The 25,959-nt window shown below is 67.0% G+C and carries 23 protein-coding genes; 11 read left to right on the top strand and 12 right to left on the bottom strand.

The features are described 5' to 3' along the window. The first annotated feature begins 37 nt into the window (after positions 1–37). Both J0X25_RS25630 and J0X25_RS25625 read left to right on the top strand, forming a co-directional pair. Positions 38–1,042, top strand: a complete 1,005-nt coding sequence (locus J0X25_RS25630) for an AAA family ATPase (protein ID WP_207290376.1) — start codon at positions 38–40, stop codon at positions 1,040–1,042. A 75-nt stretch (positions 1,043–1,117) separates the two neighbouring features. Next, on the top strand, positions 1,118–1,603 hold the full coding sequence (locus J0X25_RS25625) for an acyl-CoA thioesterase (RefSeq protein ID WP_207290375.1): 486 nt from the start codon (positions 1,118–1,120) through the stop codon (positions 1,601–1,603). Here J0X25_RS25625 and J0X25_RS25620 read toward each other — a convergent pair whose 3' ends face one another. Then, entirely contained in the window at positions 1,604–3,004 is a 1,401-nt protein-coding gene (locus J0X25_RS25620) for a hemolysin family protein (RefSeq protein ID WP_207290374.1), read from the bottom strand. Positions 3,005–3,115: 111 nt separating this feature from the next. Here J0X25_RS25620 and J0X25_RS25615 point away from each other — a divergent pair, with 111 nt between their 5' ends. The 3 genes from J0X25_RS25615 (at position 3,116) to J0X25_RS25605 (ending at position 4,683) form a co-directional block, all read left to right on the top strand. After that, positions 3,116–3,433 (top strand): glutathione S-transferase N-terminal domain-containing protein, encoded by a 318-nt coding sequence (locus J0X25_RS25615; protein ID WP_207290373.1) that lies wholly within the window; start codon positions 3,116–3,118, stop codon positions 3,431–3,433. Continuing rightward, the gene (locus J0X25_RS25610; protein WP_207290372.1) at positions 3,433–3,945 is read left to right on the top strand and encodes a redoxin domain-containing protein; all 513 of its coding nucleotides are present in this window, start codon (positions 3,433–3,435) and stop codon (positions 3,943–3,945) included. Before J0X25_RS25615 ends, J0X25_RS25610 begins: the two co-directional genes overlap by 1 nt. A 129-nt stretch (positions 3,946–4,074) precedes the next feature. Next, on the top strand, positions 4,075–4,683 hold the full coding sequence (locus J0X25_RS25605; RefSeq protein WP_207290371.1) for an L-threonylcarbamoyladenylate synthase: 609 nt from the start codon (positions 4,075–4,077) through the stop codon (positions 4,681–4,683). Positions 4,684–4,721: 38 nt separating this feature from the next. On the opposite strand, the gene J0X25_RS25600 is transcribed toward J0X25_RS25605, so the two are convergent. The 3 genes from J0X25_RS25600 to J0X25_RS25590 all read right to left on the bottom strand — a co-directional run bounded on the left by J0X25_RS25600 (position 4,722) and on the right by J0X25_RS25590 (position 6,821). Further along, a complete protein-coding gene (locus J0X25_RS25600) occupies positions 4,722–5,081 on the bottom strand; it encodes a hypothetical protein (protein ID WP_207290864.1) in 360 nt (119 codons plus the stop codon). A 122-nt stretch (positions 5,082–5,203) separates the two neighbouring features. Next, positions 5,204–5,896 (bottom strand): CRISPR-associated protein Cas4, encoded by a 693-nt coding sequence (locus J0X25_RS25595; RefSeq protein WP_207290370.1) that lies wholly within the window; start codon positions 5,894–5,896, stop codon positions 5,204–5,206. A gap of 334 nt (positions 5,897–6,230) precedes the next feature. After that, positions 6,231–6,821 carry a conditioned medium-induced protein 4 gene (locus J0X25_RS25590; protein ID WP_207290369.1) on the bottom strand — a complete coding sequence of 197 codons (591 nt, stop codon included), beginning with the start codon at positions 6,819–6,821 and terminating at the stop codon, positions 6,231–6,233. 181 nt (positions 6,822–7,002) lie between these two features. Here J0X25_RS25590 and J0X25_RS25585 point away from each other — a divergent pair, with 181 nt between their 5' ends. Then, on the top strand, positions 7,003–9,207 hold the full coding sequence (locus J0X25_RS25585; RefSeq protein ID WP_207290368.1) for a (Fe-S)-binding protein: 2,205 nt from the start codon (positions 7,003–7,005) through the stop codon (positions 9,205–9,207). Positions 9,208–9,387: 180 nt separating this feature from the next. Here the strand turns inward: J0X25_RS25585 and J0X25_RS25580 are convergent, their stop codons facing one another. From J0X25_RS25580 to alaS, 5 genes are all read right to left on the bottom strand, one after another. Continuing rightward, complete coding sequence (locus tag J0X25_RS25580; RefSeq protein ID WP_207290367.1) at positions 9,388–9,666, bottom strand: hypothetical protein; 279 nt, start codon at positions 9,664–9,666, stop codon at positions 9,388–9,390. Positions 9,667–9,806: 140 nt separating this feature from the next. Next, positions 9,807–10,550, bottom strand: a complete 744-nt coding sequence (locus J0X25_RS25575) for a type 1 glutamine amidotransferase (RefSeq protein WP_207290366.1) — start codon at positions 10,548–10,550, stop codon at positions 9,807–9,809. A gap of 132 nt (positions 10,551–10,682) precedes the next feature. Further along, positions 10,683–12,011 (bottom strand): class I adenylate-forming enzyme family protein, encoded by a 1,329-nt coding sequence (locus J0X25_RS25570; RefSeq protein WP_207290365.1) that lies wholly within the window; start codon positions 12,009–12,011, stop codon positions 10,683–10,685. Positions 12,012–12,329: 318 nt separating this feature from the next. Further along, positions 12,330–13,115, bottom strand: coding sequence for an alpha/beta fold hydrolase (locus J0X25_RS25565; RefSeq protein WP_207290364.1), 786 nt, complete (start codon positions 13,113–13,115; stop codon positions 12,330–12,332). Positions 13,116–13,225: 110 nt separating this feature from the next. Next, positions 13,226–16,003: an alanine--tRNA ligase gene (gene alaS / locus J0X25_RS25560; RefSeq protein ID WP_207290363.1), complete on the bottom strand. Its 2,778-nt coding sequence runs from the start codon at positions 16,001–16,003 to the stop codon at positions 13,226–13,228. 269 nt (positions 16,004–16,272) lie between these two features. On the opposite strand from alaS, the gene J0X25_RS25555 reads away from it, so the two are divergent. After that, positions 16,273–18,450, top strand: coding sequence for a GAF domain-containing protein (locus J0X25_RS25555; protein ID WP_207290362.1), 2,178 nt, complete (start codon positions 16,273–16,275; stop codon positions 18,448–18,450). Positions 18,451–18,534: 84 nt separating this feature from the next. On the opposite strand, the gene J0X25_RS25550 is transcribed toward J0X25_RS25555, so the two are convergent. Continuing rightward, complete coding sequence (locus J0X25_RS25550; RefSeq protein ID WP_207290361.1) at positions 18,535–21,627, bottom strand: replication factor C small subunit; 3,093 nt, start codon at positions 21,625–21,627, stop codon at positions 18,535–18,537. A 209-nt stretch (positions 21,628–21,836) separates the two neighbouring features. Between J0X25_RS25550 and samp2 the strand changes: the two genes are divergently transcribed. The 4 genes from samp2 to J0X25_RS25530 all read left to right on the top strand — a co-directional run bounded on the left by samp2 (position 21,837) and on the right by J0X25_RS25530 (position 23,706). Continuing rightward, entirely contained in the window at positions 21,837–22,136 is a 300-nt protein-coding gene (gene samp2, locus J0X25_RS25545; RefSeq protein WP_207290360.1) for a ubiquitin-like small modifier protein SAMP2, read from the top strand. A 68-nt stretch (positions 22,137–22,204) separates the two neighbouring features. Continuing rightward, complete coding sequence (locus J0X25_RS25540; RefSeq protein ID WP_207290359.1) at positions 22,205–22,741, top strand: peroxiredoxin family protein; 537 nt, start codon at positions 22,205–22,207, stop codon at positions 22,739–22,741. Between the two features lie 4 nt (positions 22,742–22,745). Next, positions 22,746–23,213 (top strand): GNAT family N-acetyltransferase, encoded by a 468-nt coding sequence (locus J0X25_RS25535; protein WP_207290358.1) that lies wholly within the window; start codon positions 22,746–22,748, stop codon positions 23,211–23,213. A gap of 124 nt (positions 23,214–23,337) precedes the next feature. Continuing rightward, complete coding sequence (locus J0X25_RS25530; RefSeq protein ID WP_207290357.1) at positions 23,338–23,706, top strand: hypothetical protein; 369 nt, start codon at positions 23,338–23,340, stop codon at positions 23,704–23,706. An 85-nt stretch (positions 23,707–23,791) separates the two neighbouring features. Here the strand turns inward: J0X25_RS25530 and J0X25_RS25525 are convergent, their stop codons facing one another. Beyond that, positions 23,792–25,138, bottom strand: coding sequence for a tryptophanase (locus tag J0X25_RS25525; RefSeq protein WP_207290356.1), 1,347 nt, complete (start codon positions 25,136–25,138; stop codon positions 23,792–23,794). A 161-nt stretch (positions 25,139–25,299) separates the two neighbouring features. Further along, positions 25,300–25,893, bottom strand: a complete 594-nt coding sequence (locus tag J0X25_RS25520) for a sugar ABC transporter substrate-binding protein (protein WP_207290355.1) — start codon at positions 25,891–25,893, stop codon at positions 25,300–25,302. Between the last annotated feature and the right edge of the window lie 66 nt (positions 25,894–25,959).

Here is a 25,959-nt window from a genome sequence, read left to right as displayed (position 1 = left end):
GACCGATTCTTACCCGGGCCGGCCCTACCGACGGGCGATGGACGCGCCGCTGTGGACCGACACCCACGCCCCCGAGCTGGCCGAGTTGCCACAGGACGACGCCCGCGAGTACCTCGAACGGGCCGTCGAGGAGCCGATCAACCTCCTCCTGCAGGGACCGCCCGGTAGCGGGAAGACGGCGGCGGCGCGCGCACTCGCACGCGAAGCGCACGAGGACCCCGACAACGACCTCGTCGAGATCAACGTCGCCGACTTCTTCGGCCGCACGAAGACCGAGATCAAGAACGATCCGCGCTTCGCCCAGTTCCTCGTCGGCCGCTCCTCGATGTCCAAACGGGACATGATCAACCGGGTCCTCAAGGAGTCCGCCAGCTACGCCCCCGTCTCGGGGGAGTACAAGACGATCCTGCTGGACAACGCCGAGGACGTCCGCGAGGACTTCCAGCAGGCCCTGCGTCGAATCATGGAGCAACACCACCGGACGACGCAGTTTATCATCGCCACCCGCCAGCCGACGAAGCTCATCCCGCCGATCCGCTCGCGGTGTTTCCCCGTCTCCATCCGAGCCCCCTCGAGCCCCGAAATCGTCGGCGTCCTCGAGCGCATCGTCGACGCGGAGGACGTCGCGTACGACGACGACGGCCTCGAGTTCGTCGCCGGCTACGCCAACGGTAACCTCCGGCAGGCCATTCTGGCCGCCCAGACGACCGTCGAGGACGAGGGCGAACTGACGATGCAGGCGGCCTACGAGACCATCGGCGAGGTGGGGCTCGAGGACGAGATCGAGTCGATGCTAGACGACGCCGAAGCCGGAGCGTTCACGGACGCTCGCAAGACCCTGGACGACCTGCTCGTCGACGAGGGACTGGACGGCGACGAGGTTCTCGATTCGATCCTCGGGATCGCCCGGAAACGGTATCAGGGCGAGAAACTGGCTCGGATGCACCAGCTGGCCGCCGACGTCGAGTTCGAGATGCAGGAGGGCTCGAGCGACCGGATCCACGTCTCGCACCTGCTGGCGGAACTGGGCCGGGACGCGTAACTGCCGACGAAACCGGCCGGGGGCGCGTAGCTGCCGGCCACACTGCTTTTTCCGATTCGGCCGTCCACTACTCCTATGCCGACCGTCCTCGAGACCCACATCGAGAACCGATTCCGCGTCCAGCCCAACCACGCGAACAACAACGAGACGCTCCACGGCGGCAACCTCATGAAGTGGCTCGACGAGGTCGCCGCGATGTCGGCGATGCGCTTCGCCGGCGAGACCTGCGTCACCGCCCGCGTGAACGAACTCGACTTCGAGCGCCCGATCGGCATCGGCGACACGGCGGTCGTCGAGGCCTTCGTCTACGACGCGGGGCGGACGAGCGTCCACGTCGGCCTGCGCGCGTGGCGCGAAGAGCCCAGAACCGGCGAACGGGAGCGGACGACCGAGTCGTCGTTTACCTTCGTCGCGATCGACGCGGACGGCTCACCGATGTCGGTGCCGGAGTTGACGGTCGACTCCGAACGGGGCCGCAAACTTCGAGATCGGATGCTCGAGGCCGACGGCGACGAGTCGGCCGCGGGTGACGCTGACGACGTCGCTGTCGACGACGGCTGACTACTCCGGTGGCACCGACTCTTCGTCGGTCTCCGTCTCCTCCTCCTCGAGTTCGGGCTCTGGAGACTGCTCGAGTTTCCGCAGTCTGGCCTTCATGATCCGAGTGTTCTCGACGGCCTCGACGGTGATGCGGACGCCGTCGTAGGTGATCTCCTCGCCTTCCTCGACGAGGCGGCCCGCGCGGTTGAAGATGAAGCCGGCGATGGTCTCGAATTCCTCGCCCTCGGGGAGGTCGATGTCGAGGGCCTCGTTGACGTCCTCGATGTTGACCTCGCCGCGGACGATCACGGTGCGGTCGTCGACCTCCTCGACCGGTTCGTCCTCGCCGGATTTGAGAATCTCGCCGACGATTTCCTCGATCATGTCCTCGACGGTGACCAGCCCCTCGGTGGTGCCGAACTCGTCGATGACGATCGCCATGTGCATCCGGTTTTCCCGCATCTCGGTTAGCAGTTCGTCGACGTTCTTCGACTCGGGGACGTGCAGCGTCGGCTGGATGAGGTCCTCGAGGGCCAGATCCTCGGCCTCGGTTTCGCCGTAGTTGAGGTCGCGGACGAGATCGCGGATGTGGACGACGCCGAGCACGTTGTCGAGGCTGCCCTCGTAGACCGGGACGCGGGCGTGGCCGCTCTGGATACAGGTCTCGATGGCCTCGTCGATGTCGGCGTCCTTGGGGACCGCGGTCATATCGAGGCGGGGGGTCATGACCTCCTTGACGATGGTGTTGTTGAACCGGAAGATGCGCTGGAGCATCTCGTGTTCCTCCTCCTCGAGGACGCCCTCGCGCTCGCCGGACTCGATCATCTCCTGAATCTCGTCGCGGGTGACGTAGGGAGACTCGATCGCCCCCGTCGAGCCCGTGAGCCGGTTGACCTGCCGCGTGAGGTAATCGAAGAGGACGATGAGCGGGAACAGGAAGTACTCGGTCGCCTTCAGCGGTCGCGCGATGCGGATCGACCACGACTCGGTGTTCTCGACGGCGTAGGACTTGGGCACGCTCTCGCCGAACAGCAACACCAGGGCGGTGATCCCGAACGTCGCGATCAGGACGCCGACCAGACCGCCGAAGTGCAGCGACAGGATCGCGGTCGCGATCGAGGACATCGCGATGTTGACGATGTTGTTGCCGACGAGGATCGTCACCAGCAGCCGGTGAGGATCGTCCTTGAGCGATTTCACGAGCGCCGCCCCGGGGACGTCGTCCTCGACCATCCCCTCGATGCGGTGTTTCGGGAGGTTGAACATCGCGATCTCCGAGGAGGAGAAGAACGCGGAGAACCCGATCAGCAGGAGTACGGCGACGCTGCCGAGCACCGTCACCGTCGTTTCGTCGAACTCGAGACCCACGACTGGTACCTCGTAGGCAGCGACCACGGCCGCAGACAGCGGAGACAACGCCATTGATGTCGTGGATTGTAGCCGGATCGGTTAACCGTTTACCATTTCGGGGATTTAGGGGCCCGCTTCGCCGACGACGACACGTTTACCCGGCCGTTGCCCGTACGATCGGGTATGGAAGCGTCCGCCAGCGCAGCAAGCGACGCGCCGATCACGTTCTACCGGCTACAGGCGTGTCCGTACTGCGAACGCGTCGCTCGACTGCTCGAGGAGTACGATCTGGAGTACCGATCGCGGTTCGTCGAACCGATGCACTCTCGGCGCGACGTCGTCAAGCGGATCGCCGGCGTCCGCTCCGTCCCCGTCGTCGTCGACGAGAACACCGGCGTGACGATGGCCGAGAGCGCGAACATCGTCGACTACCTCGAGTCGACCTACGGCGAGAACGGCCAACAGCCCGACGCCGCGGCGGAAGCCGGAGGTGACGACTGATGCCTGACTTCGAGGTCACCGAACTCGGCCCCGCGGACCACCTCGAGGCGGGCGAGGAGGTACCCGACTTCACGCGGCCGCTGGTCACCGACGAGTTCTGGGAGGACCGCAGTCTCTCCGACGTCGCCGCCGACGAGGGTCGGACGATCCTCGTCTGCACGCCGATGATCAGCTCCTTCGCCGCCAAGTACATCTGGGACGAACTCGACGAACGGGACTGGTTCGACCGCGCGGACCGGATCGTCGGCCTCACGGCCTCGACGCCGTACGCGGTGTCGTCGTTCCTCGACGACAACGGGTTCCCGTTCGCCGTCTTCGCGGATCCGGCCAACGGCGTCGCCGACTCCCTGGGTATCGTCAACGATCTGGACGGCATGGAAGGCATCAGCGAACCCCGCGCCGCCGTCTTCGGCCTCGAGCCGGATCTCACGATCGACAGCGGCTGGGTCGCCACCGAGTGGCCAGAGTTCCCGCCCTACGACGAACTCGAGTCGGATCTGGGCCTCGAGTAACGTCCCTCGACACGACGCCCCTCGAACTCGCTGGAGCCGCCCCTGCGGCACCGAACGGAAATCGCCCCGACGCCACCGACCCGACGGCGTGACGCTACGTTTTTGTCGTCGACGCGGCGATGATCGAGTATGAACGAGGAGGTCCTCGAGCGCGCCGCAACGGCCATCCGCGCGGGCGAACTGGTGGTGTACCCGACCGAGACGGTCTACGGCCTGGGCGCCGACGCGCTCGACGCCGAGGCGGTCGAGCGCGTCTTCGAGGCCAAGGGCCGGGACCGGTCGAAGCCGGTCTCGGTGGCCGTCCCGACGTTCGAAACGGCCGTCGAAGAAGGGTACGTCCGGGCGAGCGAGCGCGAGCGCGCGTTCGCCGAGGCGTTCCTCCCGGGTCCCGTAACGCTGCTCTGCGAGCGCCGGGAGCCGATCCCCGACGTCGTCACGGCCGGCGGCGATCGGGTCGGCATTCGGGTCCCCGACTGCGAGCCCGCACTCGAATTTCTCGAGCGCGCCGGCAGGCCTGTCACCGCCACGAGCGCCAACGTCAGCGGGGAGCCCAGCGCTCGGCGGGTCGAGGACATCGGTCGACGGGTGCTAGACGACGCGGTCGTCCTCGAGGCCGACGACCTGTACGCGTCGATCGAGGAGACGGTCCCGAGCACCGTCGTCGACCTCGAGGCGGAGACGATCCATCGACGAGGTGCGCTGGCCGACGAGATCGAGGCGTGGCTCGTCGAGCACTGAACGCCAATCGGAGTGAAGTCGAGGGAGAACCGCGAGAATCAGTCGGCCGCCTGGTCGACGTCTGCGGTCGCCGTCGGTCCGATGCCGACGGCGTCGGCCACGGAGCGCCGTGCGCGACCGGGCAGCGAGATGACGAAGCGAGCGACGGCTCTCGGTCCGGTCAGGGGCCCGGGCGAGCGATAGCAGGCGATCAGCGACCACATCGTCGCGACGCCGAGCGAGCCGGCCGCCGAGAAGGTCATGCCCATCGTCGCGTAGGTGAACGAGTAGACGGCCCCGACGGTCATCGACGGAACGCTCGAGCCGAGGGGGACCTGCGCGGTCGGATCGCGCACGGTCGGCGCGAGGAAGGTGATCGAGAGGACGCTGCCGGCGAGGAAGACGAAATCTTGCCACATCATCGTATGATTAGACACTCGGTTATGAGTAAAAGCTTCTCGGTATCAGTTCTGCAGCACTACTAACTCGTCCGAAATAGAGACTTTCACGCCGGTTTACTGTGGTTTTTCGTCTCCAACTCTCACGTGCCGAGCCCCGGCAACAACGAGCGCAACGTTCGCGTCTTGACGCCACACTCCGCGGCGAACTCGCAGGCGTCGCACTTCGAGCGGTTGGTGGTCCGGGCCGGCGGCCCGTCGAGTTCCCACACCGTTCGGAGGGCGCGTCGATACCGCGCCTTTCGACGGGTCGTCAGGTCGATCGAGCGAATTACGCCGTACGCAGGGTACTCGAGCCACGCGCGATCGACCGGTTGCTGGTGTTCCCAGGCCAGCGCCTTCGCGGCCGCGACGGCGTGGACCGACTGGGGCTCCCAGACGCCCTGTGTGGGCGGTTCGCCCGTCGAAATCAGGACCGGCTCGAGGGGGACCTCGAGGACCTTGTGGACGACCCCGTGACAGCGGCGGCCGGCCGCGTAGACGTCCCGCTCGGTCGGCGCTCGCAATCGCTCCCAGTGGCCGTCGTCGGCGAGTCGGTTTCGGGTCGCCCCCAGTCGTTCGCGATACCGAACGGGCGGGACGGCGATCGGTTCGTCCTCGAGCGCGCCCGGCGAGGACTCGAGGAGGCCCTCGTAGCGCCGCTCGAGGCCCCGAATGCGATCGACCGACGGCGGTGACTCGCGATCGTAGTCGTCGCGCGTCCGCTGGTAGTAGCACTTCCGGGCGCAGTAGGCGGCCGTCCGCAGGTCGCTGAAGGGAACGAGGTCTCGAGTCACGGGCGGTCTGGCCGCCCCTTGTCGTAAAAAGTCTCGTCCGAAGCCGGCGGAGACGTTGGCTCTGAGCGGGGCTGCAGTAGTGCTGTGCAGAAGCGCAAGCAGTTGTACCGAGCGCGAGCAGAGCGAGCGCTCGGCCTTCCTCGTGAGTTCCGAAGGAACGAACGAGGGCTCGGGAGAGCCCCGCTCTCCCGGTGTTTTTCATCGAAGTTTTTTGACAGCGTGGGACCTCCGGTCCCACGTGACGTGCGAACGGGCGCGAAGCGCCCGTGAGCAGTCGGGGATTGAGGCTGGCGTCGTAGACGCCAGCCGATGCCCCCGTGAAAAAAGTTCGTCGCTAGAACTCCACGTCCGTCTCCATCCCCTCGGTGGCGTCCTCGAGGCCGTCCTCGCGGACGTCGGTGGTCATCTGCTCGGAGAGTTCGGAGTCGCCGAGGACGCTGTCGAACTCGTCGCGGTAGCGGTCGTTGGCCGCGCGGGACTCGTCCTCGGCGGCGGCGACGCGGCGATAGCGCCGGATCTGGGCCTCGCCGACGTCGTACTCGTCGGCGAGCACGGCGTCGTCCTCCTCCCGGTCGCGAATGGCCGCGAGGTCGACCTCGTCGGCGTCGTTCTCGCTCACGAGGTGCAGGGACATTCGGGCCTCGAAGATGTCGTCCTCGTCGACGCCCAGATCGCTGGCGATTTCGCTGTCGCTGTCACCTTCGTAGAAGGCCTTCGCGACCGAGATCAACTCGTCGTCCGAGAGCGACGTCTCGAACTCGTATCGCTCGCGCATCTGCGTGACGACGCTCTCGAGGCGTTCCTCGGTCGTACGTTCGTCACGCTCGAGCGAGCCGCGGGTGTTCTCCTGGGATTCGGTGACCGTTTCCTCGCCGTCGGTGACGTCGGTGAAGATATCGCGGAGTTCCTCGGTTTTGTCGTTCATGGATGGACACTCCCGACGGGTGGCTATTTAAGCCTGTTGCCAGCTAGGATTGGGGATGGAAATCGAACACGGTCGACTGTTATAAACTCGGAATGGTAGGAAAATTTTCGCAACACGGCGTCGTGTTCGCCTCGCGGACGCTGTAACAAGAATTAAGTTACAGCCCCCCACCTCATTGTACATGAACGTCATAGCGCAATCGGAGGTGACCCGAGACACCTATTTGGGGCTGGGTAACATCGGGTACGCGACCTTCTACCTCCTCGTGTTCATCACCCTCGCGGTCTTCGGGTACGGACTGTACCTGCGGTTCAGTCGCTACACCGAGGGTGACGACGATCCGTTCGCTCGGCTCAACGAACTGCCGGGCCGTATCACCAGCGCGGCCAAGATCGTTATTTCGAACGAGAAGCAGTTCAACAGGGATCTCTACGGCGGATTGATGCACTCGTTTATCCTGTGGGGCTTCCTGACGCTGTTCATCGCGACGCTGATCCTGATGGTCGACGAGTACGCCGCCCGGAAGATCCTGCATATGGCCTTCTGGGAGGGTGACTTCTACCTCGCCTACTCGTTCGTCGTCGACGCGATGGGGCTGCTGTTCGTCGTCGGGATCGGGATGGCGCTCTACCGGCGCTACTGGGTCCAGAACCACCGCCTCTGGGGCCGTCACACCTCCAACGAGGACGACGTCTTCGTCTGGACGCTGTTCGGCCTCGGCGTGGGCGGCTTCCTGCTCGAGGGGACCCGGATCTACATCACCGGAATGCCCGACTTCGAGGTCGTCAGCTTCGTCGGCTACGGGCTGGCGCTGCTCTTCAGCGCGATCGATCTCCCGACGACCGGGGCCGCGCTCGAGAGCGCCGACTACAGCGCGTTCGCCGGGCTCGGGTTCAACGCCGAATCGCTCCACTGGGCCGTCTGGTGGAGTCACTCGCTGCTCGCGCTGTTCTTCATCGCATGGCTCCCCTACGCGGGCAAGCCGTTCCACACGATTTCCTCGTTCGCGAACGTCGTCACCCGCGACGAGAAGGCCGGCAAACGGCTGCCGAACGTCCCCTCGGATCTGGACGCGACCAACGCCGAATCCTTCGACGACTTCACCTGGAAGGAGATCTTGGACCAGGACGCCTGCACCAAGTGCGGTCGCTGTTCGTCGGTCTGTCCCGCGAAGGCCTCCGACCGCCCGCTCGATCCGCGCAACGTCATCCTCGACCTCCGGAAGTATCGCGAGGAACTCGACGCCGGCGCCGAGGAGAAGCCGATCATCGCCGACGGCGGGACCTCGGTGATCAACACGGAGACGATGGAGTCCTGCATGGCCTGCATGGCCTGCATGGACGCCTGTCCCGTCGAGATCGAGCACCTCCAGTCCTTCACCCGGCTGAACCGGCAGATGACCGACCAGGGCGACGTCGCCCCGAGCATGCAGGACGTCTTCCAGAACGTCATGCAGAACGGCAACACGTTCGGCGACTCCCCGCGAAATCGCGGCGACTGGAGCGAGGAACTCGAGTTCGACGTCACAGACGCCCGCGAAGAGAAGGTCGACTACCTCTGGTACGTCGGCGACTTCCCGAGCTACGACGAGCGCAACAAGCAGGTCGCCCGCTCGTTGGCGACGATTCTGAAGGAGGCCGACGTCAGCTTCGGCATCCTCTTCGACGACGAGAAGTACGACGGCAACGACATCCGCCGCGTCGGCGAGGAACTGCTCTACGTCGAACTGGCCGGCCACCACGTCGAGACCTGGGAGGACTGCGAGTTCGACAAAATCGTCTGTACGGACCCCCACTCCTACAACACGTTCAAGAACGAGTATCCGGAGGTCAACTTCGACGAGTTCGCCGACGACCCGATGATGCCCTTCGAGTACGACGAGCAGTGGAACGAAGACGGCGAGATCGAGGTCTACCACTGGACGCAGGCCGTCGAAGAGTTAGTCCAGCAGGGCAGGCTCGACCTGACCGGCACCGAACTCGACTACACGGTCACCTACCACGACCCCTGCCATCTGGGTCGGTACAACGACGAGTACGAGGCCCCGCGCGAACTCATCCGCGCGACGGGCTGTGAACTCGACGAGATGCCCCGCAACCGCGACAACTCCTTCTGTTGTGGCGGCGGCGGCGGCGGCCTCTGGATGGACTTCGAGGAAGAGCCCAAGCCCAGCGAGGAGCGCATTCGGGAAGCGCTCGAGGACACCGACGCCGGCAGCGGGATCGAGAAGTTCGTCGTCGCCTGTCCGATGTGCATGACGATGTACGAGGACGGCCGCAAGACCGGCGGCTACGAGGACGAAATCGAGATCGTCGACATCGCCGAACTCGTCGTCGAAGCGATCGGCGCGGAAGAGAAAGCGAATCTCGAGGTCGCGGCGGACTGATCCCGAGTTCGTATCGTCCGGCCAGTAGCAGTGTTCTTTCGGCGTGTTTCTGACAGAGAGAAGGTATTTCTGAGAGTGCCGGAGCGAGAGGGATCTATACCGACGCCGGATCGATCCGATCGACGGATCCGTCGAAGTCGTCGTCGAAGCAGCGTACAGAATAGATGTCGATAAAAACGCTCAATCTCCGTACAGCACGGTATCGATGTCCTCTTCCGTCGTCTCGATTCCCGAGTCGACGGTTCCGGACAGCCACTGATCGATTTCGTCTTCGGACAATGGATCGAAATCGTCACGGTACGAGTCGATCAACTCTTCTTTCGACTCGTACGTGGCGGTGACGATTCGCTCGAGAAGGTCCTGTTCAGTCACCGTCTGTCCCGTCTCGAGGCGGATTTCCGCCCGGAGTTCCTCGAGTCGGGATTTCGTCGTCTCCGTGACCGTGACCGACGTGCTCATACACGGTAGTAGTGGGTTCCACTGGAAAACTGTTCTCCCGAAGGCGAATAGAGGACTCGAGGCCTCCCGAAGGTGATACCGGTGGCTGATGACTGGGTATCCCGAGTTGGAAGACGGAAATGACGGCTCGGTCGCTACAATTAGTCCGAACAGCCGACGGACGCGGACGCGTCCTGCTCCGCTTCGGCGGAGATGCCGCCGGTCTGTACCTCGCGGACAAATTCGAGGAAGTTGTCAAACACGAGTTTCGCCTCGCAGGCCTTCTGATAGTTCTCGTCGGTGATTTCCTCGAGGACCGACTGGCGACGGTCGTCGGAGAGGTCCTTGCGCTCGACGAGTTCGCGGGCGGTCTTCGGGTCGTACTCGGGGTGGAACTGGACGCCGAAGACCCGGTCCTTGCGGAAGCCGTGGTTGGAGTAGTCGTTCGCGGCGAGGGGTTCCGCGCCGGGGGGCAGTTCGACGACCTCGTCGGAGTGGCTAGTGAAGGCGGTGAAGCTGTCGCTAATGTTCTCGAGCAGCCGCGAATCGGAACCCTCGAGCTGGTCGATCTCGCTGTAGCCGACCTCGTAGGCGCCCATGTCCGCGACGGTGCCGCCGAGGACGTCCGCGAGCAGTTGGTGACCCCAGCAGACGCCGAGGAACGGAATATCCCGGTCGATCGCCTCGCCGACCCACTCCTTGGTGCGCTGCATCCACTCTTCGTCCCAGTACACCGACGACCGCGATCCGGTGACGACGGCGCCGTCGTAGTCGAAATCGTCGGGCACCTCGCCCTCGGTCGCGTCGAACTCGGACAGGGAGGCGTCGAGTTCGCGTCGGAAGTTGCGCGTGGTATTCTCGTCCCGATGGGCCGCGTTCAGGACGGCAATACGGAGCTGACTCATTCGTCCCGTACTGGCTACTCCGAAGGCATATGCTTTCCGTCCGTCGCCGGGGTTGCCGCAACCGCGGACGGCTAGGCGTCCGTCGGTTCTCGAGGTCCGGAACCGATCGGGTTCCGGTAGCGGCGGCGGAACTCACTGCGGATAGTAGCTCCCGTCCGCATCGCGCCGGAACCGTTCCCCCGTGTTGAACCAGCCGTCCTCGAACCGGCCGCCGTCCTCGGATTCGTCGTGCTCCTCGCTCTGCATCTCGGCGGAGGTGTACCAGTTCTCGTCGTCGGTTCCGGCAGCGTTTACGTAGCCGTCGGCCAGGACCGGACCCGATAGCTCGAGTCGCCCCTCGCACTCCCCCTCGAGGACGGTCCCGTCGTCGGCGACCAGTCGCGCACGACAGTCCGGAACCGGGTAGCCGACGCCGGTCGACTCCGAATCCGCGTCGGCCGTCTCGAACGACTGGCTCAACGCGGTCGGACACTCGAGTCGACCGTACGCGCGAGCGACCGACACGCCGGCGTCGCGGTACCGCTCGCGGACGTCGGCGTCCATCGGCCTCTCGACGACGGCCCGCTCGAGCGAGTCGACCGCGTCGGCGAATCCCGATTCGCCCGTCAGATCCGACAGCGCCTGATTCCGGCCGGCGAGGAACGTGGCGCTGGCCGTCTCGACGGCGGTCAGGGTGTCGCCGGGATCGAACGCCCGGTCGAGCAGCAGGGTCCCGCCGACGTACAGGACCGACAGCGCGACGCGAACGAGGCCGTCGGCGGCCGAGAGCGGCGTCACGAGCGGCACGACGTCGGTTCCGGAAAGGCCCCACGCGACCGCGCTCGAGACGCAGTTCCACTCGAGGGCGCGCGCCGAGTAGCCGACGACCGGCCGGCCGTCGTCGCCGTGGAGGACCACCAGCGGCGCCGCGGTCCCGTCGCGGTCGCCGTCCCCGCCGTCGCCGTCTTCGCGGTCCGGGCCCGTGTCTGCCGGAATCGACTCCCGGTCGGCCTCGGCCAGTTCCTCGAGCGTCACCGACCGATCGAAGGGAATCGACCGCACGAGGTCGCGCTGGGCCGCCTCGGAGACGACCAGTTCCGGCTCGAGGACGTCGAACGGGCGCTCGACCGACGCCGGCGTCAGCCAGTGAGAGATCGGTGCGAGGGTGGCCTCGAGGCGACGACAGGCGAACAGCAGCGCCAGCGAGGCGACCCGGTTTCGCGTGACGAGACAGACGGTGTCGCCGGCCTCGACGCCGAGTGCCGCGAGGTGCTCGGCCGTCCGCGTCGCCATGGCCGAGAGTTCGCCGTAGGAGACCCGGTTCTCGTGGACCGTCTCCGCGGGCGCGTACAGCCGCTCCTCGGAGACGTCGACGACCGCCGTCCGATCCGGAAACCGCTCCGCCCGACGAGCCAGCGAGAGCGTCACGACCGGGACTGCCACCCCCGCATCCGTAGAAGCTAGGGGGTCAATCGCAAGCATCAGTAGCGGCTCGTCGACTCGAGAAGTACATCGGCGCGCTGAGCCGTGGTGAGTGAAACGCGAACCACGGCTCGAAACGCGAGGGATGAGCGAGCGGAGCGAGCGAATCGGCTGGGGAGGGTGTGGAAATCCCCGTTGCCACGTTCAGCGAGTCGACTGGAACGGAATCGGATCGGTGGCGACTGGAACGAAATAGAATCACTGCCGACCGAAACGAAATCGGATCGCTGTTGACTGGGATCAAGTTACGTCGACGAGGCCAGCAGTCGAACGTGAAACCGACACTGAACTCGAGTCCGAGTCGATCACGCCACTCGATTACCCGTCTTGGTCGCTGTGGGTCTCGAGAAAGCCCAGCAACCGATCGTTGACCGTCCGCGAGCGCTCGACGAAACAGAGGTGACCGGTGCCCTCGAGTTCGACGAACTGCCCGCGGGGCAACCCGTCCGCGAGCGCCCGTCCCGCCGATGGCGCCACCAGTTCGTCGGCGCCGCCGTGGACGACCAGCGTCGGCTGGGTCACCTCGACCAGCCAGTCGTCGGCGTCGAACCCCTCGAGTGCCGCCGTCTGCGCGGCCCAGCCGGCGCGATCGGCGTCGCCGTCGGCCCGCCAATCGACGATGCCGTCGACCACGTCCGGCTGACCCTCGAGGAAGTCGGCCGAGAGCCCCGACTCGAGGGACGACCGAAGCGCCGATCGATCGTCCGGCGGGGCGGACAGGGGTCCGAGATCGAACGCGTCGCCCCGCGAGGCGGTGCCAAAGAGCGTCAACGTCTCGACGCGGCGCGTGTCTCGAGCGGCGCGGAGCGCGATCGTGCCCCCGAGGCCGCAGCCCACGAGGTGGGCGTTTCGGATCTCACAGTCGGCGAGGACCGCCTCGAGGTCGGCGACGAGCGTCTCGAGGGCGTAGGGGCCGGCCGGCGCGTCGGAGCGGCCGGTACCCCGGAGATCCCAGACGACGGCCTTGTGGGGGCCGGCGACGGCGGCGTGTTGCCAGCCCCACAGCCAGCCGCCGAGGCCGGCCTCGGGGACGAAAACGACCGCCTCGCCGTCGCCGTCGCGGGCGTAGTACAGCGAGACGGAGCCGTTCGTTGCGGTGGGCATACGGAGACTGTGCGGGTGGAGCAAGGCGACAGTTTCGATTCCACGCGATCGGTCGGAACGAGGCGAAAAGCAGGCGACCGTCGGCGTCGGCGGCTCACGCGACGGCGAGGTCAGGCGTCCTGTACTTGCCGCAACACGTCTGGGGCGTCCTCGAGCGCCGCGTCGAGATCCGCGACGTTGGGGCCGCCGCCCTGGGCGAAGTCCGGCGGGCCGCCCCCGCCGCCGCCGACCCTCGAGGCGAGTTCGCCGACGACCTCGCCGGCGTTGACGCCCGAGTCGTCCGGCACCGCGACGACGAACTGGGCGCCGCTCTCGCCGCTGCCCAGCACGGCGATCTTGCCCTCCTCGACGAGGGCGTTGGCGGTCGCGCGGAGTTCGTCCATGTCGGCGTCGATCCGGTCGACGACGGCCGTCGTGTCGCCCACGTCGACCTCCTCGCCGCTGCCGCCGCCGCCGGCGCGAGCCGCGGCGAGCTGTTCCGTCAGGTCGCCGATCTCCTTGCCTCGAGCCTTCCACTCCTCGAAGAACCGCTCGGCGGTCTCGGGGACGTCCTCGGGCGAGACGTCGAGGATGTCGGCGGCCTCGTAGAGCGCGTCCTCTTTCACCTGCGTCGCCTCGATGGCGGCCTCGCCGGCGGCGAAGGTGATTCGCTCGACGCCGTCCTGGACGCGCTCGGTGGCGAGCACTTTGATCGTGCCGATCTCGCCGGTGCGGGCGACGTGGGTGCCGCCACAGGCCTGAACGTCCTCGGCGACCTGAATCAGTCGGATCTGCTCGCCCGGCGGGATGCCCCCCTGGTAGAGGTCGAAGCCGTGTTCGGCCTCGGCCTCGTGGCGGTCGGGCCACTCCTGGGAGACCTGGACGTTGTCCATCACGATTTCGTTGGCGACGCGCTCGATTCGCTTCACGTCCTCGCGGGAGATTCGATCGTAGTGGCTGACGTCGATTCTCGAGGAGTCGACCCCCTTCTGGGCGCCGGCCTGACGAATGTGCTCGCCCAGCACCTGTCGCGCGGCGTGGATGACGACGTGGGTCGCCGTGTGGTGGCGCATCAGCTGTCGGCGGCGGGAGCCGTCGATCTGGCCGTTGACGAACTCGCCCTTGCCGGGGTTCTCGTCGGTCCGGTGGCGGATGACGCCGTTCTCGATCTGGACGTCCTCGACCTCGACGGTCGCGTCGTCGGTCGAGAGCGTCCCGGCGTCGGCGGGCTGGCCCCCGCCTTCGGGATAGAACATCGTCTGGTCGAGGACGACGTCGTAGCCCTCCTCGCGCTCGAAGACGTCCAGCACGACGGCCTCGAACTGGGTGCGCTGCTGGTCGTCGTAGTAGAGCTTCTCGGTCTCGGGGAGGTCCTCGAAGCGCGCTTCCTCCTCCTCGTCGGCCGCCTCGACGCTCTCGGGGGTGTCGTGGCGCTCGGCGACGAGGCTGTAGAAGTCGTCGGGGACGGCGACCTCGGCGCCGGCCTCGTCGGCGATCTCCTCGACCATGTCGGGCTGGATGCCGTGGGAGTCGTAGAGTTCGATCAGTTCCTCGGTGGGAACGGGCTCACCCTTCTCGGCGTACTCCTCGGCCAGCGTCTCGACCCGGCGACCCCCGCGCTCTAAGGTCTCGCGGTACTTCTCGACCTCGGTGCGGACGATGTCGCGGATGGTGTCGCGGTTCTCGTACGCGAGGCGTTCGGCCTGCATGTCGACGAGTTCGTCCAGCGGCGCGTCGACGCCGACCGTATCGCAGAGGCGCTTCGTGCGCCGGAGGACCATCCGGGCGAGGTAGCCCGTGCCGACGTTCGAGGGGACGATGCCGTCCCCGAGCATGTACGCGAGGGTACGACAGTGGTCGGCGATGGCGTAGATGTCCTCGAGCGGTTCCATCAGTTCCTCGAGGTCGCCGGCGTCGACGCCGAGTTCGGCGGCGATCTCGCCGCGGGCGGTCTCCATGTCCTCGGCCTCGTCGATGTCCATGTGGCCCGCGAGCTTGGCGGCGCGGTGGACGAGTTCCTCCTGGTCGTCGGTGTGCTCGAGCCCCGCGTTGTCCTTGAGGAAGGCGATCATGTCGGGGTAGACCGCCTCGTAGACGGTCGGCGTCCCCTGGGAGACCCACGTCCAGCGCTCGAGCCCGTAGCCGGTGTCGACGATGTAGGTGTCCATCGGGCTGTAGCGGTTCCCGTCTTTCATCTCGTACTCGCCGTCTGGGTCCTGTTCCATCGACATGAAGACGAGCGTGGCGAGTTCGACGCCGCGGAAGATGACCTCCATGGCGGGGCCGGCGTTGCCGCCGCCGACCCACGGATCCTCGATGTAGATGACCTCGTCGAGGTCGACGCCCAGCGACTCGAAGAAGCCGTCGCAGAGTTCGACGGTCTCGTCCTTCCAGTAGACCTCGCCGTGGTAGGCGTACTCGTCCTCGGGGACGTCCTCGCGCGTGTTGAACGCGTGGTGGGCCATCATCTCGAAGGCCATCGTGTGCCGGCCCGTCTTGCCGACGTTGTCGATGTCCTGCATCCGGATGCAGGGCTGGGAGACCGTCAGCGGGTTCGCCGGCGGCGGCGTCTGGCCGCTCGTCACCAGCGGCTGGAAGTCGTAGATCGACGCCTGCGTGAGCAGGACGTCGTCTCGCCACCGGTTCGCGGCGACGGGATAGGGCTCGATCCGCTCGTGGCCGTTCTCCTCGAAGTACGAGAGGAACGCCTCGCGCATCTCCTCGAGACTGTACTCGTCGTCGAAGCCGGCGTTCTCGATGAAGCCGTACTCCTCGCACGGCGGCTCACCGCAGGTCACCCGGTCGTGGTCGCGGGTCCAGAAGTGAGCGCCGCACTCCGGGCACTCCTTGCGCTCGAATCCTTCCGCCTCGAAGTACTCGAGACGGTACGCTTCGGCGAGTTCGCTCATTACACAACTGTTGGCCAGCCAGCGCCTAAAACAGTTCCGCAACGTTCACTCACGGTGGTTTCCGCACCGCGATCGGTGGGGATCGCTCGAGCGCAACCCGCTGAATCGGCGGTTTCTGTCAGGCGGTATAACTGCCGTCCCCGGCGAGCGGAGGCTAGTCGGGGCGCCCCGACGCCGGGGTGCGATCGGCGCGACTCACCGTTCGATATCGCCGGAGGACCTTTAGTGAGGGAGCAGGTCAGTCCCGACTAGACACGAGAATCGATTCCATGACCTCGTCGCCGCGATCACCGCCGCGTACGGTCTGCTACCTCGCCGAAACGGACGCGACGGCCCGCGAGGGCGCCGCCGCCCTCGAGCGCGTCCCGTCGGGTCCCGAGCGGTCGGTCCAGCCGCTGACGACCGACGCGGTCGACGGACTGGCCGGCTGGGCGGCCGAAGTGGACTGCGTCGTCTTCGCCGAGACCCCGACGACCGCGGCGGGCGCGACCCTGCTCGAGGTCGTCGAGGCCTGCGGGGAGACGCCGCTGGTGCTCTTTTCCGAGTCGTCGTACGCGCCGACGGCCGCGCGCTCGACCGACGGAATCGACGGCTACGTCCGACGAGACACCGACGACGCCGTCGCCCACCTCGCCGACGAAATCGAGTGGGTCTGTCACGGTGCGAACGAGGCTGACGCGGACGAAACCGAGGGCGATGCGAACGCTGCGGCCGCCGGAACCGGCGAGGCGAGCCCCGACCCCACCCCCATCGCGATGCCCGGTGACCACCCGGCGACGACGGACCCGTCGGCTGAGCGGTTCCTCGAGTCGGTCCCCGACCTAGCTGCCAGTCCGGACCGCGACCACCTCTTCGAACTGCTGGTCGAGACCGCGTCCGACGCCCTCGAGCGCGACTACTGCTGGCTGTCGACGGTCCACTTCGGCGACCTCACGCCGCGAGCGACCGCGCCGGACGTGTCGGCCGACGCCCTCGAGACGCACCCCCGCGACGGCGTCCTCGACGAGTGCCTCCGGTCCGGCGACCCGGTACGAATCGACGACCTCGCGACCGACGACCGGCTGGATCCCCCGCTCGAGGGCGTCAGCTCCGTCTGCTGTGCGCCGGTGAGCGACGTCGGCGTCCTGCTGGTCGCCGCCGAGGAACCGGCGGCGTTCGACGAGCGCGACGCGGAGCGGCTCGCCGCGTGGGGCCGCTTCGGCGCCGCCGTCCTCGAGCGCCTCGAGACCGAGACGCGACTGCGAAACGACCGCAACCGACTGCGGCAGGCGCGGGATCGACTCGAGAGCGAACGGGACGACCTCGAAGCCGACCGCGCCGAACTCGAGGCCGAACTGGACCGGGACCGCACCCTGTTCGCGAACGTGCCGGAGCCGACGATTCGCTACGAGATCGAGGACGGCCGACCGATCGTCCGGGACGTCAACGACGCCTTCACCGCGGTCTTCGACACCGATCCCGAGTCGGTCGTCGATCGTCCCGTCGACGAGGAGACCGTCCCGCCGGGACTCGAGCACCGGCGGGCGGCGCTGACGGACGCGCTGTGCGCCGGCGAGCGTCGTCAACTCGTCAGTCGCCGCGAGACCGTCGACGGCGTCCGCGAGTTCTGCCTGACGCTCGTGCCGCTCGAGGCGGCCGACGGGACGGCGCCGGACGCCGAATCCGCCGGCGCCGGAACCGATGCCGACGCCGGCACGGACGACGGCGCCGACAACCCCGAGGGACTGGTCGTCTACAGCGACGTCACCGAGGCGAACCGCCGCGAACGGGAACTGGCCGCCGCCGAGGACCGCCTCGAGACCATCGCCGAACTGATCGCCGAGGACGTCCGCACCCCGCTGAACGTCGCCCGGGGCTACCTCGAACTCGCCGAGGCGACCGGCGACGCGGAACACTTCGCCGAGATCGAGGCGGCACAGGAGCGACTGCTCGAGCGCGTCGAGCAACTGGACGCCATCGCCCGCCGCGACGAGGTGGTCGCCGAGACCGAACCCGTCGCCATCCACGACGTCGCACGGCGCGCGTGGGTCGCCGTCGAGACCGGCGACGCGCGACTCGTGACCGGAGAGAACCTCGTCCTCGAGGCCGACAAGGCGCGGCTGCGCGAACTGTTCGAACACCTGCTCCGCGCAGCGGTCGAGAGCGTCGCCGACGAAGACGGCGCGAACGGACCCGGGCCCACGAACGGCTCCCCCGTCGTCACGGTCAGCGCGGCCGACGACGGCTTCCTCGTGACCGGACACCGACCGGGCGCGGACGTGAGCCGCGCGGGAGCGGAGACGACGCCCGTCGCCGGTCGACTGACCGCCGCGGACGGGACCGGGTTCGGACTCGGCCCCGTCGAACGCATCGCCGACGCCCACGGCTGGACCGTCGGCGTCGCCGAGGAGGAGGGCACCACCGTCGCCGTTCGGGGCGTCGAGCGCACCGACGTCGACGGCTCCTGACGCCCCCGGTCGCGGACGGCGGTCGCTCGGCGAACGGGAATTTTCAGTCGAAAACGAGCAGCGGTTGGACGGCGTTGTACGCTGTCAGGCCTCGTCCTCGAGCGCCAGCGACGCCAGCAGCGCCTCGAGTTGCAGCCGTTCGTTCGCGCCTTCGGTGATCCGGTAGTCGGCTTCGCCGAGGCGCTCGAGCAGTCGCACGGTCGCCCGTTCCGGGATGTCGAACTGCCACGCCGAGCGGTGGAGTTGATCGATGACGTCGCCGCCGGCGAGGCCGCGCTCCATCAGGAGGTCCTCGAGGGCCGCGCGAGCGGCGGTGAAGTCGCCGTCGATGGCGCGTTCGACCATCTCCTCGACCTCCTCGGGACGGGCCGTGGCGGTGATCGCGAAGACGGTCTCCTCGTCGACGGTCTCGCCCATCACGGCCGCGGCCTGCAGGCCGTTGATCGCCTTGCGCATGTCGCCGTCGGCCGCGTAGACGAGCGCGTCGACGCCGTCGTCCGTGACCTCGATATCCTCGTTCGCCGCGATTTCGCGAACCTGGGCCTCGACGGCGTCCTCGGTGAGTTCGGTAAAGCGGAAGACCGCACAGCGGGATTGGATGGGGTCGATGATCTGGCTCGAGTAGTTACACGAGAGGATGAACCGGGTGTTGTTCGAGAACTGCTCCATCGTCCGGCGCAGGGCGGACTGGGCGTCGGAGGTCAGCGCGTCGGCCTCGTCGAGGAAGATGATGCGGTGGTTGTAGCCGCCGAACGAGGAGCGCGCGAAGTCCTTGATCCGATCGCGCACGACGTCGATCCCGCGCTGGTCGGAGGCGTTGAGCTCGAGGAAGTTCTCCTTCCAATCGTCGTCGTAGAGTTCGCGGGCGATCGCCTTCGCTGCGGTCGTGTTGTGCATGACCGTCGGGACATCCCCTGCGACGTAGTTTCGCGTTCCGGGTACCGTCAGATCGTAAACGCGTTGTTCGTCCTGTATTCCCTCGACGTTCGTCACGCGGTCGAAGTAGAGCGTCCCACGCGAGAGTTGGTCGAGCGCGACCAGCTGTTCAACGACCGCCATCGAGCACATTTCGTCGGCCACCTCGAGAATTCGATCGGCCACGGTCTCGAACCGCGGCAGCGATGCGAGGTCGTGATCGTCGTTTTCGATGAGGTTTCGAACGTCCGTTCCGAGCAACTCCGTTTTCTCCGCAATTCGATTGTCAGAGACGCCGAGTGCGTCGATCGCTTCCTGCACCGACTTCTGGATAGATTCGGTGTCCGGCGTTTCGGTACGCGACTCAAGGGTGACGAGCAATTCACCTGCACGGCTCGCAGTCGGCGACCGTCGTCCGTCGGCGTATTCGAGCAGCCGATCCGTCCGGATGCCGGTCGCCGACTCGACCTCCTTTCGCGCTTCGAGCGGTTCCAGTGCGTCCCGCTGATCGACCCAGGCCGTCGGAACAGTACTCACCGAACGGATATCTGATCGGACCTGCTCGAGCTCCTGTTTGACTCGCTGTGCGGCCTCGAGACGGTCCGACGCCGCCTCGAGCACGCGGTCGATGTCCTCGAGATAGGTCTCGCGGCCGGGATTGTCGGGGTTCAGCGTCTCGGTCACCAGCGGCTCCTTTTTCAGTGCGAGCGTTCGACATAGGTCATCTACGGCCGCCTGTGCGGGTATCGTGTCGTAATTCGGATTCCCGGTGCCGGCCGTCGCGTCTGCGAGCCGAGCGCGCTTGTGGTCGATGGTGAATCCGACGGCGTCCTCGAAGCGCGAGAGCGCCGACACGCCGGAGACGTACAGCGCGTGGTACTCCTGTTTCGGCCCAGATCCGTTCGTCGCTCGCTTCTCGACGCGTTTCCGACGCGTCGGGACTCCGAAGGAGGCGAGCAGATACGAACAGAGTGTGATCAGCGATTCGTCCTTCTGCGTCAGTTCGATCGTTCCCTGATCTGCTACGTACGCTTCCGAATCGAAAACGGCCTGCAGGAACGCCGCTCGAACGTCGTCCGGAGCGTGAACGAGGGTCGAACCGATACTCGACTCCGGCGAGTCACCAAAGACGTCGAAACAGGACTCGAGGAAGTGGTGAAGCGACTTGGTTCGAAGTTCGACGTACGGGACGTCTTTCCGTACGCCACGAGTCGTCTCGACATCTAACAGTTCTCGAGCGATCCGCTCGAACGACTCGCATAGTGCGTCGTCGGTGTTGTAGAATTTGATGCGGCCGTTCTCGATGCGCGCTTCGCTGATCGCAAGCCCGACGAACCGCGCCAGATCCGGCGTGAGTTCCCACGGCGGCGTGATCGGACTGGATCGGTTGTTGTACGGCGTAACGTACTGTACGGATTCGACGTTCGCTCGAAGTTCCGAGTGCGCGGCATCGAGCGAACGGAGGTACGCCAGCGAACAGGTCGTCGACGGCACCTCGAGATCGATCGGGGCGTCTCGCGCGTAGTTTCGGGCAGTTTTACGAGTAATATCGTACTCGGCGACTATCTCGTCGACCGAATAGCCTCGTCGAAGACAGCCGATCACCGTTTTCTTCTGACCGACGTAGTTCTCTTCGGCCGGGATATCGTATCGCTCGGCGAACGACTCGGAAACGGTGACGAACGTTCTGTCGCCGTCCATTGCTGAGGGCCAGCCGAGCGACGCGGACGAGCCGTCGTCAACGACCGGCGTTTCCAGCGGCCGAACGATCCGCTCGTCGCCGGACAACGATCCGGCCTGTCGCCACTCGAGTCCCGCTTCGTCCGCTACGAGGAGTTTGTGTTCCGGCGTGACCGTGAACTCGTTTCCGTCTCGCGTTTCGATCGAGACGAGATCAGTTGCTTCTTTCGAGAAGACGTGGGACGGGGCGACGTACTCGAACGATCCATCATTGTCGTAGGTCAAGATCTCGAGCTCGTCATCCGGCGTAGCAAATCCGTCGACCGTGCCGACGACAGTAGAAATCGGGATGACGCCCTCGTTGGTCAGTACCGGCGTCTCACCGGTGACACACTTCCCTGTTCCCGCTGGGCCAGCGAACAGAAGGTGGGGGAGGTCGTCCTGCTCGACGTACCGCTTCAAACGCGGCACGATGTTCTCGTGACCCTTGATCTCGTCGAGCCGTTCCGGCCGGTACTTCTCGATCCAGACCTCGGTCTTGCCGGGAGTCGGCTCCGCCGCCTCGGCGTCGGCCTCGCTCATACCGCTCGGAAGGGGCGGCCGCCAGATAAAACGACCGAACCCCGCCGTCGGCCTCGGGGAGCGATCGCGTCTCGAGTCGAAAGAGGGGGCCGCGAGACGCCGGCACGCTACCGCGAGCGCCCCCGCGTCGACGGCTAGAGCATCGGGCCCGGCGCGCCGTCGGCCGCCGAGAGCGACGCGCTCAAGTCCGCGCTCGCGCAAGGACGGGCATGCGCGTCACCGTGGACGTCAAGGGCGAGGCCACCCACGAGATCGACCTCGACGACCTCGAGTCGGTGTCGCCGGCGGGGCCGACCGCGGGCGAAGCGGCGACCCCGACTCCGGACGACGAGACGTCTCCGACTTCAGACGACGAGACGACCCCGACGTACGCCGACCTCCTCCGCGAGATCGATCTCAGCCCCCACGAGGTGAGCGTGCTCGTCGACGGGCGGCCGGTTCCCGAGGATCAGCCCGTCGAGAGCGATCGCGTGACGGTCTTACGGCTGATCAAGGGCGGCGCCGCGTGACCGCTCGAGCGGGTGGGGAGGCCACTGAAAGCCCGACCGTTTTGACCGGGCGCGGTGTAGCCGGCGTCATGTCAGGTGACGACCTCGAGGAGCGTCTCCCGAACGTCGGTCCGGGGCCGGATCCGCTCGCGCTCGCCGAACTCGCGGCGCCGGTCGCGCCCGCCGATCCGACGACCACCGACGACGCCGACACGGCCCACGAGGCTCTCGTCCTGTTGCTCCACCGCGATCACCACGCCGGACAGTGTCGCCGGCAGGTCCGGGCCGTCGCCGACCGCTACGACGAGTTCCGCGAGCGGGGCTGTCAGGTCGTCTCGGTCGTCCCCGAACCACGCGAGCGCGTCAGCGAGTGGCAGGAACGCTACGACCTCCCCTACCCGCTCTGTGCCGACCCCGAGGCGACGGTCGGCGAGACCTTCGACCAGCCGGTTCGATTCGGTCCGCTCGGGCGGCACTTCGATTTCTTCGGCCGAATGCCCGCCGCGATCGTCCTCGACATCGACGACGAGGGCGACCTCGAGGTCGTCGCCGCCCACCGCGGCCGGACGAACATGGACCGACCCGACATCGACGAGTTGTTGGCCGCGGTCGACCGACGAACCTGACGAGATGGACGGGGGCGACGGAACGAACGAATCCGAGGAAGCGCCCGGTATCGAGGGAACGGGCGGCTACGTCCGCACCGCAACCGCGGCCGACGCCCTCGAGGTGCGGCGCATCCTCGACGGGGCCATGCTCGAGCCCGGCGACGTCGAACCCCGAATCGCGGAGGGGAGCGTCCTCGTCGCGGGCGACCGGCCCGGCAACGACCGCGACGCCGAGCGAATTCTGGGAACCGTCGTCCTCGAGACCGACGGCGAGGCCGGCGCCCACGTGTCGGCGATCGGCGTGCGCCGGCGCCACCGCGCCCGGGGAATCGGCCGGGCGCTGATCGACCGCGCGCTCGATCGCGAGCGCCGACTGACGGCGCGGTTCGACGAGGGAGTCCGTCCGTTCTACGAGTCGCTGTCGTTCTCGATCGAACAGGTCGACGACCAGCGATATCGCGGCGTCGCGGTCGCGACGGATCGATCGTGACGAGCGACGGGCGACGTCGGCGCGTGGCGGTCCCCGCTCGGGGGTCTCTCGAGGCCGTCATTCCGGGCCGTGCCGGCGTGTTCCAGCGGAGGTTTAACACGCAGAACGTGGTACGTGACGGCGCATGAAACTCGGACGGTTACTCAGCGGCGATCCGTCGCGTAACTCCAAACTCTACCTCGGGATCGGCGCCGTCTCGCTGCTCAAGGCGATCGCGGTCCGCAACGACCGGAACCGGTTCCGCCGGGAACTGGTCGACGCCGCCATGTTCATCGGTGTCGGCCTCGCGTTGCGGAAGTACAGCCAGCTCAAGGCGGAGAAACAACAGGAAATCGAGTCGCAGGTCCCCGACTGGGCGGCCGAGCTCGCGACCTCCGCGGCCGCCAAACAGGGCGTCCGGTCCTTCGCGAAGCAGCGAATGGGAAGCCAGCCCGAACCGGAGTCGTCCTCGAGCCTGCGGGACCGCGCCCGTAGGATGCTCTCGAGTCGCTAACCGGACCCGAGTCGCTAACTGGGCCGACTCGAAGTCGCGGCACCCTCGTTTTCGTCGCGCGGCGTCCGTACTCGGAAGAAGACTCTCACGGCGATACCGGCTCGAGATCCGCCGTGAAGTGCCGGAGTTCGGGCGTCTCGGGTTCGGAGACGATCTCGAGCCCGTCGATCGCCGCTCGGTTCTCGAGGACGGACGCGGCGGTCTCGGCGACGTGTTCGAAGTGCTCCGCGTGGTAGGTGCGACGCGGCACCGCGAGGCGAACCAGTTCCGGCCGGTCGGTGTCGGGGAAGGCGAAGCTCCCGAGTTCGACCCCCCGGACGCCGCCCTCCCGATACAGTTCGCAGACCAGCGCCTGTCCCGGGAACTCGTCGTCCGAGAGGTGCGGGAGCGCCGCGCCGGCGTCGAGGTAGACCGCGTGGCCGCCGGGGGGCGTGTAGATCGGGACGCCGGCGTCCTCGAGCAGGCCGGCGAACGCGCCGACGCTATCGAGGCGGTCGGTCACGTAGGCCTCCTCGACGGCCTCCCGGAGACCGACGGCCATCGCGGCGACGTCCCGGCCGGACATCCCGCCGTACGTGGGAAAGCCCTCGAAGAGGATCGCGCGCTGCTTGCACCGCTCGAAGAGCCCCTCGTCGTCCGTCGCGACGAAGCCGCCCGCGTTGGCCAGCCCGTCTTTCTTTCCGCTCATCACGATCGCGTCGGCGTAGGAAAGCTGTTCTCGAGCGATCTCCGCGATCTCGGCCTCGGCGAACTCGTCCTCCCGCCGCCGGACGAAGCCGGCGTTCTCGGCGAACCGACAGGCGTCGATCACGAACCTCGCATCGATCTCGTCCGCGAATTCACGGACGCGGCGCGTGTTCTCGACGCTGACCGGCTGGCCCGCCGTCGAGTTGTTCGTGATCGTCGAGATGACCAGCGGCACGCGCTCGGCGCCCACGTCGTCGACGACCGACCGGGCGCGCTCGAGCGAGAGGTTCCCCTTGAACGGCTCGTCGGACTGGCGGTCGTGTGCGCCCTCGGCGGGGCAGTCGACCGGCTCGGCCCCCTGATTCGCGACGTGGGCCCGCGTCGTGTCGAAGTGGGTGTTGTTGATCGCGACGTCGCCCGCCTCGAGGAGGGCGCCGTAGAGGACGTTCTCCGCGCCCCGGCCCTGGTGGGTCGGGACGACGCGCTCGAACCCCATGACGTCCCGGACGGCCGATTCGAGTTCGGCGAAGCTCCGCGACCCGGCGTAGGACTCGTCCCCGCGCATCACCGCCGCCCACTGGGCGTCGCTCATCGCGCCGGTGCCGCTGTCGGTCAACAGATCGACGAAGACGTCCTCGGCGGCGAGGTCGAAGACGTTGTAGCCGGCCTCGGCGAGCGCTCGCTCGCGTCGGTCCCTGGAAGGTAACTCGATCCGCTCGACGACCTTCGACTTGTAGGCGACCATACCCGCACGACGCCGCCGAGCGTGTTCAGTCTAGTTGGGAGTTCGTGTCCATCGATGGGTCGAACCGTCCGGTTCGGAACGGATCGGCTCATCGAGGGCGAACGTTGGATCGTCCCGCTCCGCGTCGGCGCGATCGAACGCTCTTGTGACCGGACATCCGATCAGTCGCCGTCCGCGTCGGCGCGACTGAACGCGTCGTTGTCGACCCGCGTCGGCGTCGGGTCGGGTCCCACGAGCGTCAGCCCGTCCGTGGTCGTTCCGGCGTCGACCTCGTCCCCATCGACTGTCTCGTCGGCTTCGTCCGCATGGCTCGCCTCGCCAGCCTCGTCGTCGGTGGCCGTCCCGTCGGAGGTGAACACCCGCTCGGCGACGGCGTTCAGTTCGGCGGCCGTCGACTCGACGAGCTCGTCGTCCTCGCGGCCCGTGACCGCGGGCTCGCCGACGAACGCCGCCTCGAACTCCTCGAAAACCGGCGGGGACTCGTCGTCGAACGAATCGTCGACCGCATCGATGGCGCTCTCGTCGGATTCCTGTTCCTCGAGTTCCTGCGTCTCGCGGGCCTGCGCCGCGAGATCCGCGAACAGTTCCGCCGCCGTCGTGTCGTCGGCGTCAACGTGACCGTCGGGGATCGGGTCGTGGGCGCCGCCGGCGTCGGCGACGTCCTCGGGCGATTCCACGTCGAACTCGGCGAGGACCGCGTCGGGATCGGGGTCGACGTCCTCGAACACTTCGGTCGGGGTCGAATCTGTGCTCATGGGATGTGCTCCCACGGAACTCACCTTCGTTACGACCACCGTTACCGCGCTTCCGATCCGGTAATT

Source organism: Haloterrigena alkaliphila (genome assembly GCF_017352155.2).
GTDB classification, from domain to species: domain Archaea; phylum Halobacteriota; class Halobacteria; order Halobacteriales; family Natrialbaceae; genus Haloterrigena; species Haloterrigena alkaliphila.
Note: the sequence above shows the minus strand (reverse complement) of the source record. Positions and strands in the feature narration are given on the sequence as shown.